10 protein-coding genes and 1 rRNA gene (1 of these 11 cut by a window edge) are annotated in these 12,468 nt (G+C 62.0%); 5 read left to right on the top strand and 6 right to left on the bottom strand.

Going from position 1 to position 12,468, the window contains the following annotated elements; all coding sequences use genetic code 11:
• Nucleotides 1-265, bottom strand: a 16S ribosomal RNA gene (locus LARV_RS02850) (it extends 1,235 nt beyond the left edge of the window).
• A 648-nt stretch (nt 266-913) separates the two neighbouring features.
• Here LARV_RS02850 and LARV_RS02855 point away from each other — a divergent pair.
• Nucleotides 914-2,791: a tetratricopeptide repeat protein gene (locus LARV_RS02855; RefSeq protein ID WP_075072221.1), complete on the top strand. Its 1,878-nt coding sequence runs from the start codon at nt 914-916 to the stop codon at nt 2,789-2,791.
• A gap of 10 nt (nt 2,792-2,801) precedes the next feature.
• Nucleotides 2,802-5,681, top strand: coding sequence for a transglycosylase domain-containing protein (locus LARV_RS02860; RefSeq protein ID WP_075072222.1), 2,880 nt, complete (start codon nt 2,802-2,804; stop codon nt 5,679-5,681).
• Between the two features lie 28 nt (nt 5,682-5,709).
• Here LARV_RS02860 and LARV_RS02865 read toward each other — a convergent pair whose 3' ends face one another.
• Nucleotides 5,710-6,924: an alpha/beta hydrolase family protein gene (locus tag LARV_RS02865; protein ID WP_172797767.1), complete on the bottom strand. Its 1,215-nt coding sequence runs from the start codon at nt 6,922-6,924 to the stop codon at nt 5,710-5,712.
• A 199-nt stretch (nt 6,925-7,123) separates the two neighbouring features.
• On the opposite strand from LARV_RS02865, the gene LARV_RS02870 reads away from it, so the two are divergent.
• The gene (locus LARV_RS02870; protein WP_075072224.1) at nt 7,124-7,729 is read left to right on the top strand and encodes a chromate transporter; all 606 of its coding nucleotides are present in this window, start codon (nt 7,124-7,126) and stop codon (nt 7,727-7,729) included.
• The gene (locus LARV_RS02875) at nt 7,726-8,238 is read left to right on the top strand and encodes a chromate transporter (RefSeq protein WP_083522275.1); all 513 of its coding nucleotides are present in this window, start codon (nt 7,726-7,728) and stop codon (nt 8,236-8,238) included. Before LARV_RS02870 ends, LARV_RS02875 begins: the two co-directional genes overlap by 4 nt.
• Before the next feature lie 336 nt (nt 8,239-8,574).
• On the opposite strand, the gene LARV_RS02880 is transcribed toward LARV_RS02875, so the two are convergent.
• The 4 genes from LARV_RS02880 to xseA form a co-directional block, all read right to left on the bottom strand.
• Entirely contained in the window at nt 8,575-9,585 is a 1,011-nt protein-coding gene (locus LARV_RS02880) for a phosphotransferase (protein WP_075072225.1), read from the bottom strand.
• A gap of 142 nt (nt 9,586-9,727) precedes the next feature.
• Complete coding sequence (locus tag LARV_RS02885) at nt 9,728-10,183, bottom strand: divergent PAP2 family protein (RefSeq protein WP_075072226.1); 456 nt, start codon at nt 10,181-10,183, stop codon at nt 9,728-9,730.
• 1 nt (nt 10,184) lies between these two features.
• Nucleotides 10,185-10,427 (bottom strand): exodeoxyribonuclease VII small subunit, encoded by a 243-nt coding sequence (locus LARV_RS02890; protein WP_075072227.1) that lies wholly within the window; start codon nt 10,425-10,427, stop codon nt 10,185-10,187.
• A gap of 2 nt (nt 10,428-10,429) precedes the next feature.
• Entirely contained in the window at nt 10,430-11,665 is a 1,236-nt protein-coding gene (gene xseA, locus LARV_RS02895) for an exodeoxyribonuclease VII large subunit (RefSeq protein WP_083522276.1), read from the bottom strand.
• A 278-nt stretch (nt 11,666-11,943) separates the two neighbouring features.
• Between xseA and LARV_RS02900 the strand changes: the two genes are divergently transcribed.
• Complete coding sequence (locus LARV_RS02900; protein WP_075072229.1) at nt 11,944-12,453, top strand: HIT family protein; 510 nt, start codon at nt 11,944-11,946, stop codon at nt 12,451-12,453.
• Nucleotides 12,454-12,468: the final 15 nt, after the last annotated feature.

Consider the following 12,468-nt stretch of genomic DNA (forward strand, 5'->3'; position numbering starts at 1 on the left):
GTAGGCCACTACCCTACCAACTAGCTGATGGGACGCAGGTCCCTCCCGAAGCGAATTACTCCTTTCATCCCGGACTGCTAATCTCCGGGATCACATGCGGTATTATTGGTCCTTTCGAACCAGTATCCCACACTTCGGGGCAGGTCACCAACGCGTTACTCACCCGTTCGCCACTAAGATCGTATTGCTACAATCTCCGTTCGACTTGCATGTATTAGGCACGCCGCCAGCGTTCATCCTGAGCCAGGATCGAACTCTCCGCAACAACTTTCTCAACCTTTCGGTTGTTTCAGTCGTCTTGGTCTCCTCTCTCTCAAGGGCTCGCTTTCCTATCACTCTTCAGTTGTTAAGGTTCTGCTCGTCACGACCGGCCGACAAAAAGGCGCAAAAAAACCGATGTTTCCCTTCGTATTCCTCTGGTCAACATCGGCTCTCACAGCGATGTCTTCGGCCTAACTGCCACGACTATTCTGTTTTGATGGATCGGTTTACGCTCGATCCGTTCTCAATCAGGAGTTCAAGTTTATCTTGAACTTCGTGGTTTGTCAAGGTTTTTTCCGGGCTAAATTTTGCCGATGTCTTGCTTGTTCATCGGCCCCGGGCCTTGCTTTGCGGTCGTTTTCGGTTTTTATCGGTCGCTTTCTGGTGACCGGCTGTTCATTTCTGAAAGCTCGATAATTATATGCAGATCAAGAAATGTGTCAAGGGATTTGGTGGAAAGTCGCAAGAAGTGAAGAGTGATGCGTGAAGCGTGATGGGGCTCCTCTCTATTTTTCATATCCTCTTCTCCGTGGCCTCCGTGGTGAAATGCTTCCCCTTCCTTACTAAACTGTGAACCCGCCCCGGTCTGCCCGCGCTTGCCCGGCATCCGGGGCTGTGCTACACTTTGCCTATGCCTACCCCAGAAGAGAAGATGGCCCACGAGGCCTTCAAGGCCCTCGAAGCCCGCGACCGCAACCGCGCCCGCGACCTGCTGGCGCGCCTGATCAAGCTCAACCCGTCCCGCGTCGATTATTGGGTCTGGATGAGCACAGTGGTCGACAGCGCCAAGGAGCGCGTCTTCTGCCTGAGGGAGGCCCAGCGCCTGGACCCGCAGAACGTGATGGCGCGCCGCGGCCTGACCGTGCTGGGCGTGCTGCCGGTCGACGAAGCGCTGGTGGTGCCCTACGCAACCCAAAAACGGAGCTGGCAGCCCAGCCTATTAAAAGAAGCCGAAGAGCAGAAGAAGCTGGCCGCCAAAGCCTGGAAACAACTGGCCGTGTACGCCGGCGCGGCTGTGCTGGTCATCTTCCTGATTTCAGCCGCGGTGTACGGCGCCAATAAACTTTTCCAACCCAGCACACAGGCCAGTGGACCCTCAGGCGCCTTCCTCGCTAACGCCACCCCCACGCCGCTGCCCACCAACACGCCCCTGCCCGGACGCGGCGTCACCCCGACCCCCACCGCGCCCTGGGGCGACCTGCAACTGTCGCCCACGCCGCTGTACGCCGCAACCGCTCACCCGCGCACCGAAGCCTACCGCTCGGCCATGCGCGCCTACGAACGCGGCGATTGGGCCGGCGCATTGAGCTATATTCAACAGGTCATCGAGGTCGAACCGGACGCGCCTGACCTGTACTATCTCATGGGCGAGATCTACCGTTTCCAGGGGCAGACCGATGAAGCCTCAAAGGCTTATGAGACTGCCATGGAAAAGGCCGATTTTGCCGCGGCCTACCTGGGCCGCGCCCGCCTGCGGATGGAATCTTCCCCCAAATTCACCAACGATACCATCCGCGCCGATCTGGAAAAGGCGGCCGAAATCGACCCGCAGTTGGGTGAGGTTTGCCTCGAGTTGGCGCGCCTGGACATGAACGACGCCGCCCACCTGGATGAAGCCGGCCAGGCCCTGGATCAGGCCGCCAAACTCATGCCCGATTCTCCCGAGGTCGACCTGCTGCGGGGTGAGGTGCTGCTGGCCCAGGGCAAAGCCGCCGACGCGGTCCAGGCCCTGCGCGATTCAATCGAACGAAATCCGGCCAACCTGGCCACCTACAAACTGCTGGGGCGCGCGCTGCAGTTGAACGAACGATACGCCGATTCGATCGAGCCGCTGCAAACGTACATTCAATACAGCGAACCGGATGCGGAAGCGCTGGCCTGGCTGGGCGCGGCCTATGCAGGCCAGGGTAAATATGAAGAAGCACTCGAGACGCTCGACAAAGCCGTGGCGCTGAACAGTAAATCCTTCGAGGCCCTCTACCAGCGCGGCCTGACCAACCTGGCATTGAAAGAGTACAAACAGGCGGTCAAAGATCTTTCTAATGCGTATGTGCTGAACATGGATTCCTTCGACGCCAACCTGGCGCTGGCACGCGCCGATCTAAAGATCGACGCCACCAAGGAAGCCTTTGCCCTGTTCGAGGCCAGCGAAAACCTGTCGCGTTCGGACGCCGACCGGGTTCAGGTCTACTATTATCGCGGCACGGCCCAGCAGGAATATGGCAGCATCAGCGCCGCAATCCGCGATTACCGCGCTTTGTTGGAAATGCCCACCGATTTGGTGCCGCCGGCCTGGTCGAAAGAAATCCGCGCACGGCTCGACCAGCTCGTTTCGCCCACGCCGACCGCCACCCGGGCCACCTCCACGGCCAGCCCAACAGCGCGCACCAGTAAAACACCTGCCAAGACAGCCACCTCCACGCCGCGCGTCAGCAAGACGCCCACGCCAACTCCAACGAGGACACCCACCCCGCGCGTGACACCCTCCCAGGGTGTGACACCCTCGCAGGGTGTGACCCCCACGCCGTAAATCCACTGCCGTGCGATCGCAACCTGTTTCACTGCTGGTCAGACGCCGCCGCCGCCGTTCAATCGAACGGCGCGAGCGAAACCAGCGGCGCGCCGGCGGCGCGCTGCTGGGGTTGGGATTCGCGTTGGTGGTGGCGCTGATGGCCGGATTGATCAGCCTGGGCGCGGGTTATGCCAGCCTGACGGCCGATCTGCCGCCGGTCAGCCAACTGACGGCCTGGCTGGACCCCGAAACCGGCGCGCTGCTGGAACCCACCCGCCTGTACGACCGCAGCGGAGAGCACCTGCTGCTGACGCTGGATAACCCGGGCGTACCGCGCAAGCTGCTGCCGCTCGACCCGCAGCAGCCCGATTCGATCAGCCCGATCTTCACCCAGACGGTGCTGGTGCTCAACGACCCGACCTTCTGGCAGAATCCCGGCTTCAGCCTGAAATACCTGCTCGATCCCGAACCCCACACCCTGGCCGAACGCCTGGTGAACGACCTGCTGCTGGGCGGAGAACCCGCCACAACGCGGCGCGCCCTGCGCATGCGCCTGCTGGCCGCGCAGGTCACGGCGGATTACGGGCGCACGCAGGTGCTGGAGTGGTATCTCAACAGCGCATCCTTCGGGCATCTGGCCTACGGAGTCGACAGCGCCGCCCAGCTTTACCTCGGTAAATCCGGCAGCCAGCTCGATCTGGCCGAAAGCGCATTGCTGGCGGCCGCGCTGGAAGCGCCCGCCCTCAACCCGATCGATTCGCCTAGCGCGGCCCGCGAACGCCAGCAGCAGGTGCTCGAGCGCCTGTTGAGCCAGGGCGCAATCTCCACGGACGATTTTCAGAAAGCCCGCCAGGAGACGCTCGTCTTCCGCCAGGCGCTCGATCCGCCCAACCCGATGGCGCAGGCCTTCACCCGCCTGGCCCTGAATCAGCTTTCGGAACGCTACGGGCGCGAACGCCTCGAACGCGGCGGGCTGCGCATTCTCACCAGCCTGGATTACGATCTGCAATTGCAGGTTTCCTGCGCGCTGCGCACCCAGCTCGCGCGCCTCGAAAACCAGACCCCCCAGGCCAGCCTGCCCGGCGGTCAATCCTGCGAGGCAGCTCGCCTGCTGCCGGCGCTCGCCACGGCGGGCGAGGCGCTGCCGGACGGTTTGGAAGCCTCGGCCGCGGTCACCGACCCGAACAGCGGCCAGGTGTTGGCGCTGGTGGGTGAATCAACGCACAGCGCCGAAAGCAGCGCGCTTGGCAATCACGAGCCCGGCTCACTGCTCAGCCCGTTTGTGGCAGTCGCCGCCTTCGCGCGCGGTTACGCGCCGGCCAGCCTGGTGTGGGACGTGCCCGCCAGCCGCCCGGAAGCCATCGCGCGGCAGGAAAACCCGGACGGAACGTATCACGGACCGCAGCGGCTGCGCACCGCGCTGGCCAACGATTATCTCGTCCCACTCAGCCAGCTCGTCGACCAGATCGGCGCGACGGCGGTGTGGCGCTCGGCGGCTGCGCTGGGCCTGAGCAGCCTCGAAGCCGCTGATAACCCCGGCGGGCTGCTTTATGAAGGCGGCAACACCGACCTGCTGCAGATCGCCCAAGCCTACGGGGCTTTCGCCTCACTGGGTGTGGAATATGGAGCCGCCCAATCCAGCAGCAGCACCCTGCAATCCATTCTGGTGCTCTCCGTCGAGGATCTCTCCGGAAAGGGCGGAATCAGCGCGCCCGCGGCGCATTCGCAGACCGTGCTCAGCGCCCCGCTAGCCTACCTGGTGCACGATGTACTTTCAGATGAAACCGCCCGCTGGTCCAGCCTGGGGTTTTCGAATGCGCTGGAAATCGGCCGGCCCTCGGGCGCCAAGATCGGGCAGACCGCCGACGGGCAAAACGTCTGGACGGTGGGTTACACGCCGCAGCGCCTGGCGGCCGTCTGGCTGGGGCTGCCGTCCGGGACGGGCAAATCGGCGCAGATCGATTCTCGCGCCGCAACCGGCCTGTGGCACGCCGTGATGCAGTACGCCAGCCGGGACCTGCCCGTGCAGGATTGGAGCGAGCCGGTCGGGCTGAGCCACGTCGAGGTGTGCGACCCTTCCGGCGGGCTGCCGACCGCCGCCTGCCCGAACGTCGTTTCTGAAATCTTTCTGACCGGCAACGAGCCGGTCGCTCCGGATACGCTATTCCGCACGGTCCAGATCAACCGCGAAACCGGCCGCCTGGCCACCGTCTTCACCCCGCCGGCCCAGGTGGTCGAACAGACCTACATGATCGTGCCGCCCGCCGCGCAGGAGTGGGCCTTCAACGCCCAGATTTCGCGCCCGCCGGAGGAATACGATACCATTCAGATTCCACAGGCCGACCCGAACGTCAACATCACCCAGCCGGCCCTGTTCAGCGCAGTGAAAGGCCGGCTGCGCGTGATGGGCGCAGCCGGCGGGGATGATTTCGCCAGCTACCGCCTGCAGGCCGGCGAGGGCATCAACCCCTCCACCTGGCTGCAGATCGGCGACGGGACGCAGCCGGTGAACGCAAACCTGCTGGGCGAATGGGACACCACCCGGGTGGAGGACGGCCTGTACGCGCTGCGGCTGCTGGTGGTGCGCGGCGACCAGAGCGTGGAAGTCGCCGTGGCCCAGGTTACGGTGGATAACACCCCTCCGCTGGCGCGTTCGGTGTACCCGATCGCCGGGCAAACCCTTGAAACCGGGCGCCAGGTGGTGCTGCAGGCCGAAATCAGCGACGCGGTGGGCATCGATCAGGTGAGTTGGTGGTTGGACGGCGTCCAGATCGGCGAACGCAACCAGGCGCCCTTCAGCCTGGCCTGGAAAGCCACGGCCGGCAGCCATACCCTGGTGGTCAAGGCGCAGGACACGGCCGGGAATGTGGGCGAGTCGGCGGCGGTGACGTTCGAGGTGAAGAAGTAAAGCCGCGGGAATCGGGCGCTTCGCGCCATTAATCCAATACTTCATCCAACCAATCAAAGACCAGTTGGCTCATCAGGCTCAGGTTGGTGCCCACAGCGTGCGAATCGGCGCCCTCATTGCGCGGGGTGACGATGAGTTCCTTACGCGGGTGTTGAATCTCGCGCAGGCAGCGCCCGGCCCATTCCCGGCCCAGGCTGAACTGGCTGTATTCCTGCTCGGCCACCAGGTTCAGGGTGGCGCAGGTGATCCGCGCCGGGTCGACCACATGATCGCGGGTCTTCTCGATCGCTTCCAGGACGCTGTCGACGCCCCAGCGCCACTCGTAGGTGGCCAGCATGTTCATGACTGCCGCGAATCGTTCCGGCTGCAGCCTGCGCAGCAGCCTGAAAAACGCCCCGCTTTCCAGCGCCGCGGCGCGCGGCGACCAGATCTTCGAAAAATCGAGGATGATGGAACAGGCCACACAGGCCTGGAACCGTTTCTCCACCGTCAGCGCGCGCGGCACGCTGTATCCACCGCCGCTGATGCCGTAGATCGCCATTCTTCCGGCGTCGATTTGCGGAAAATGGTCCAGCGCGTAATCCGTGACCGCCTGGAGGGGCGTTTCCATGTCGGCCCGCCAGTAGAGCCCATCCCACGGCAGGCCGCCCTGGCCGGGAAGGTCGACGAAGAGGACGTTATACCCACGCCGCAACGCCATGGGAACGATGTAGAAATACAGGTCTTCCACAAACGTGTCCGCGCCGCCGATCATGAACAGCGTCTGGCGCGGCGGACCGACCGATTCGACGGGCGCGAAATATCCCGGCAGCGCCTTGCCCTCGAAAGGCACATTGACGATTTCCAGCGGCACATCCAATAACTGACTGGCTTTAAGGAAAAAACCACGCGCCTTGAGATATGCCTGCCGGTAGCGTTCATCCGTGCGTGGATTGAGAAAGGCCGGCGCCGCCCGGTAATAGACATAGCTACGCAAATAGCCTTCCCGCGCACTGATGAGATGCCCCTGCCGGAACGAGGCAGCCGCGCGCGCCTCCACCCGTTGGCCCAGCGCGGTGAACTCGCGGTACCAGCTTTCCGGGTCGCCATCCCGAATGCGGGCCGCGGCGAACATGGCTTCGCCCAGCTCTGCGCCGCCGTTGCTGTGTGTCCCCGCCAACCACTGGAAGAAAAAATCAAAAATGGGTTGTTGAAAGCGATAACGGATGCGCGGATCGCGCGGCAGGCCGCCTTGTTTTTTCATTGGTTCCTCCCTTTTCCTCACATGGGACGCGGATGATTTGATCATACACCGCCCGGACGCGCATTCAATCAGACATCCGGACAGTCCCGCCTCCCCAACACGGGCCGGCGGGCCCTGCGCGTCCATCCCGGTTTCCCAATGAACGCGAGACGAGCGATCCGCTCCTGCCGATCTTTTCCATCCATGATATCATCACGTCATGCCACCACGCTATTCGCACAGCCTGCGAGAGATCTTCAGCACCTTTCTGGTGATCGGCCTGCAGTCCTTCGGCGGCGGAACCGCGACATTTTACCTCATCCACCAGGCTTGTCTGAAACGCGGCTGGCTTTCGGAGGAAGAATTCCTCAAATACTGGGCTCTCGCGCAAATCACGCCGGGCATCGGCCTGGCGAAAATGACCTGCCTGCTCGGCAAACGCCTGCACGGCTGGGCCGGCATCGCGGCGGCCCTCAGCGGGCTGATGCTGCCCAGCGCGGCCATCACCGCATTAATGACCGCCGGGTATAACAGCATCCAAAACCAGCCCCTGGTCAAGGCCGCCATGCGCGGCATCCTGCCGGCCACCATCGGACTCACCCTGGCCTTGAGCTGGGACCTGGGCTCGCCGCTGCTGATCAAGGCGCGCCGGGACGGCCGGGCGCACCTGAGCCTGGTGATCTTTCTGATCCTGGGCGCGGCGGCGCTTTTCGTGCTGGCGCAGTTCTCGCCGATTCTCATCCTGCTGATCGCGGGCGGACTGGCCATCGCCTCTCGAACGGCCGTGCAGAAGCTGGATCGGGAAAAAATCGCGGGGCAGCCGTGATCCAACCCCTACAGTTTTTCCTGATCTTTCTGAAAGCCTCGCTGCTCTCGTTCGGGGGGCTGGGAAATTTGCCGTTTCTGCATGAAGACCTGATCGCGCTTGGTTGGGCTAACGAGTCGAATTTTCTGACCGCCATCGCCGTGGGACAGATCAGCCCCGGGCCGAACGGCCTGTGGGGCATCAGCCTGGGCTATTTAATCTACGGCTGGCCCGGCGCCGGCCTGGCGCTGCTGGCGCTGCTCCTCCCGCCGCTGTTGGTTCTGATCCTGATTGCGGCCTACCAGCGCATCGACAAACATCCCGGCGTGCAGAATTTCTCGAGCGGCTTGATGCTGGGCGTGATCGGGCTGCTGCTGGGCACGGCCTGGATGCTGGCGCAATCGGCCGTCACGGATGCCTGGGCGCTGGTCATCACGGTGGGCGCAACGGCCCTGGCCCTGACCAAACGCGTGCCGGCCATCCTCATTCTGGCGCTGGCCGCCTTGGCCGGGGTGTTGATTTATGGATAAGAATTTACAAGATGGACAGGATTTCAAGGATTTAGCGATAAGAATTCACAGGATGAGCAGGATTTCAAGGATTTATCGATAAGAATTTACAGGATGGACAGGATTTCAAGGATTTATCCATAAGAATGCACAGGATGGACAGGATTTCAAGGATTTATCGATAAGAATTTACAGGATGGGTAGGATTTCAAGGATTTAGCGATAAGAATTCACAGGGTGGAGAAAATTTCAGGGATTTATCGATAAGAATTTACAGGATGGACAGGATTTCAGGGATTTGCAGGCGAGGAACGGGTTGATGGAACAGCTTTGGCGCAACCTGGCGTAGACTCTTCTCTACCTTTGTAATAATCGATCGGTGTCGCGGGCGATATCGATCACCCCGCCCGGCTCGAAACAACTGGTGAAAAAACCGAGTCCCCGCTCGCGGTCGTCCCGGCTGCCCTGGACGCCCAGGATTTGTTCGCAGAAGGCGGCGATGTCCTCGACGATGCGTTCGTAGCGATAATAGGCCAGGGCGGAAAGGTCGAGCTCCGCCGCGCCGTAGCCCCGGTAGAACAGGGCCTCCTCGCGCGGGCTGTTCCAGATGTGGCCGATGCCGCCGCCGATGAACATCAGGTCGCGTTCTTTGGGCGCCAGAATGGGAGCATCCCAGTCCACGATATAGAATGCGCCATCCTCGGTCAGCAGCAGGTTGCCGGCGTGAAGATCGGCGTGGCAAAGGACGCGTTCCGGGGATTTGGATTGCAGCGCGCGGCCCAATCGATCGGCCCGCTCGATCAACCGGCTGATTTCCGGGCGCTGATCCCGCATGAAAGCCGCCAGTCTGGTCGTCACGGGATCCGCGTACGCGCCGCGCTCGACCTGCGCCTGATAATCGACCCGATCGCGCCAAAAGGAAGAATAATTTTCAACGCTGATCCGCCGGCGCAGGTCATCCGGTAAAGCCATTGCATGGATGGCGCGCAGCGCGGCGCCGAATTCCGGCCACTGCCGGTCAGACAGGGCCCGTTCGAAGCCGTCCCGGCCCGCGATGAAAGGATAGAGGATGCAGGTGTACGCGTCCAGATGAGCCCAAAGCTGGCCGGCGGTTGTTCTCGAGGGCGGGATGATCGGGCGGATGCCATGCTCATGCAACCGGCTGGGAACAAGCACCGAGGTTTCATCGAAGGTCCCAGCGCGCAGTTTCAGAAACCAGGGGACGACCTGATCGTCCAGGACGCGAAACACGGCCGTGTTGGCGTCCGCGCCCAGCGGAAGAAATTCGAGGCTGGCGGCGCGCAAGCCGTAGGCCTCCCGCAGCATCGCAGCAATGCGTTCGTCTGGAAGGATTGGTTTTTCAAGCATCGAGAATTCTATGGATCGGGGTAAACGGTGAAGTGATTCCGGTTCGAGATGTTGGGTTTCGTTCCGGCATTGGATCCATCAGGGCATTGATTCACACCACTCAACCCAACCTACCCAAGGCCGACGGCTAACCGCCATTCCCTCACCTCGGCGGCCAGACCACATACATCAACAGCGAGCAGGCCGCGCCCAGCAGAATTCCGGTAAACACCTGCAGCGGGGTATGGCCCAGGACCTCTTTGAGGCGTTTATCGGTGATGGGATGCCCGGCGAAAATTTCCTCGAACAGGCGGTTGATGCGGGCAGCCTGCATGCCGGCCTGCCGGCGCACCCCGGCGGCATCGTAGACCACGATCATGGTGATGGCTACGGCAAGGGCGAACAGCGGCGTGGAAAACCCATCGTAAAGTCCGATCGCCAGCGTCGTACCGGTCATCAGCGCCGAATGCGAGCTGGGATTGCCGCCCGCGCTGAACCACAGACCCCAATTCCAGCGGCGTTTGATCGTGTATTCGACGAAAGGTTTGAGCACCTGCGCCAGAAACCAGCCCAGCAGTCCGGTCCACAACACCTGATTGTCAAGAATATTGCCGTTCATATCAGCCTTCAGAAGCGTCTTCGTCGGGTAAATCGGGCAAATGGACGTTCACCTGCTGGACACGCAATTCAGCGCTGTCGAGCAGGTCGGCGCAGCGTTTGGCCAGCAACTGGCCGCGCTCGAACAGGGCCAGCGATTCTTCCAGCGCCTGCTGGCTGTTTTCCAGCGCAGCCACGATGGTTTCCAGTTCGGCAAAGGCTTCTTCATAGTTCAATTCATCAACCGGCTTGGCTGTTGCAGTCATGATCATTCTCCAGGGTCGAAATTTGCGGGTGAATCGGGGGATAACGTCTCGACGCGCGCGCCGAACGAACCGTTGGCCAGGCGAACCTGCACATCCGTGCCCGGGGTAAGCTGGGCGACGCTGCGCACGATTTCACCAGCGCGGCTGACAACGGCGAAGCCACGCCTCAGCACGGCCAGCGGATTCAGCGCCAGCAGGCGCGAACGCGCGCTGTCGGTCATGACGCGGCGCAGGGCCAGGTTGTGCAGCATGTTGCGCTGCAGGCGTTCGCCAAGCGCATCCAGCCGCTGGCGGTCGTTGCTCACCCGCCAGCGCGGCGAATTGCGTTCCAACAGGCCGAGGGTTTCGTTGAGCGCGCGGTAGCGCAACGAGACGCCTTCCAGAAATGCAGAATCGAGCTGGCGAAGCGTCCGGTTCAATTCGACCGTCAGGTCAGCCTTGTCGGGGGTGGCCAATACGGCCGCTCCGGTGGGGGTGGGTGCGCGCAGATCGGCGGCGAAATCGGACAGGGTGAAATCCGTCTCGTGGCCCACGCCGGTGACGACCGGCGCGGCCGACTCCACGACACTTCGCACCACGCGTTCATCATTGAAAGCCCACAGGTCCTCCAACGAACCGCCGCCGCGCGCCAGCAGAATCACATCCACGCCGCTGCGATTGAGCGCACCCAGAGCAGCGACGATTTCCAGCGGAGCGTCATCGCCCTGGACGGCGCAGGGCGCCAGAAGCACCTCGGCCAGGGGATAACGGCGCCGTAAAGTATTAAGCATATCCTGCAGTGCAGCGCCGGTGGCCGATGTGGCAATGCCGATGCGCTGCGGGCGAGCCGGCAGGGGACGTTTGCGTTCCGGGTCGAACAGACCCTCGGCCTCCAGGCGCGCCTTGAGGCGCATGAACTCCTGATAGAGCATGCCCTCGCCGGCCAGACGGGCGGCATCGACATAAAGCTGGTAGGCGCCGTCCCGTTCGTACAGGCTGATGTAGCCGTGGGCTTCGATGGCCATGCCATTTTGCAGCGGCAGGCGCAGGCGAAGCGCATTGGTACGCCAGATGACGCATTTCAACGCGGCGGCCTCATCCTTGAGCGTGAAATAGATATGCCCGGACGAGGGCCGCGAGATATTGGAAATCTCGCCCTGCACCCACACATCGCGCAGCACATCGTCGCTTTCGAGAAGCTGGCGAAGGTAGCGGGTCAGGTCGGTTACGGAAAGGGAATGGGAAGCGAAGAGCGGCATTTGCTCCATGTGAATTAGGATACCCGCTTTCAGGAAGAAGGTCAACCGTGAAGAAATGATAAAAGAGTAAAGTCTAGAGGCAAGCGTTGATGAGGGATGAGTGATGAGGAAGAAATCGCATGCCAATCGGGTTTCTTCTCCCCAGAACTCAGAACACAGAACTCGAAACTTCTTCGTTTGCAGATTCTTCCTGCCTGCATTACAATTGCACGCACATGCGGCGCCGGGGGAGCGGGGACATCAGACGCGCCGTAAATTTCTCCTACAGGTGGTGAGGCATGGACCATTTATGGTCGCCCTGGCGGATGAAATACATCCAAAAGCAGGATCCCGTTCCAGGCTGCGTTTTTTGCACGGCGATGGAAATGCCCGATAACCCAGCGAATCTGATTCTGGCGCGCGGCGAACAGGCATTTGTCATCTTGAATCGTTTTCCCTATACCAGCGGGCACCTGATGGTGGTGCCTTACGAACATAAATCGACCTTCGAGCTGCTCAAGCCATCCGTCCGCGCCGAGATCATGGAGTTGATCACGTGCGCCATGGGCGTGCTGCGCAGAGTGTATAACCCAGAAGGTTTCAACGTGGGCGCCAATATCGGCGCGGCGGCCGGGGCGGGCGTGGCCGAACACGTCCATTTTCACATCGTGCCGCGCTGGGACGGCGACAGCAATTTCATGTCCACGCTGGCCCAAACCCGCGTGCTGCCCGAATCGCTGGAAGACACCTACCTGCGGCTGCATGAAGCCTGGTACGGCGAGGAGGATGCCGGAACCGGCGAATCGTAAAAAGGCCGTGTTTCG

This window comes from Longilinea arvoryzae, from assembly GCF_001050235.1.
Lineage (GTDB): Bacteria > Chloroflexota > Anaerolineae > Anaerolineales > Anaerolineaceae > Longilinea > Longilinea arvoryzae.

What these genes read in the sequence shown, in the direction of transcription:
- LARV_RS02865 (WP_172797767.1), bottom strand. Translation starts at nt 6,924, where the DNA reads ATGAAAAAACAAGGCGGCCTGCCGCGCGATCCGCGCATCCGTTATCGC.
- LARV_RS02855 (WP_075072221.1), top strand. Translation starts at nt 914, where the DNA reads ATGGCCCACGAGGCCTTCAAGGCCCTCGAAGCCCGCGACCGCAACCGC.
- LARV_RS02870 (WP_075072224.1), top strand. Translation starts at nt 7,124, where the DNA reads ATGCCACCACGCTATTCGCACAGCCTGCGAGAGATCTTCAGCACCTTT.
- LARV_RS02885 (WP_075072226.1), bottom strand. Translation starts at nt 10,183, where the DNA reads ATGAACGGCAATATTCTTGACAATCAGGTGTTGTGGACCGGACTGCTG.
- LARV_RS02890 (WP_075072227.1), bottom strand. Translation starts at nt 10,427, where the DNA reads ATGACTGCAACAGCCAAGCCGGTTGATGAATTGAACTATGAAGAAGCC.
- LARV_RS02880 (WP_075072225.1), bottom strand. Translation starts at nt 9,585, where the DNA reads ATGCTTGAAAAACCAATCCTTCCAGACGAACGCATTGCTGCGATGCTG.
- xseA (WP_083522276.1), bottom strand. Translation starts at nt 11,665, where the DNA reads ATGCCGCTCTTCGCTTCCCATTCCCTTTCCGTAACCGACCTGACCCGC.
- LARV_RS02900 (WP_075072229.1), top strand. Translation starts at nt 11,944, where the DNA reads ATGGACCATTTATGGTCGCCCTGGCGGATGAAATACATCCAAAAGCAG.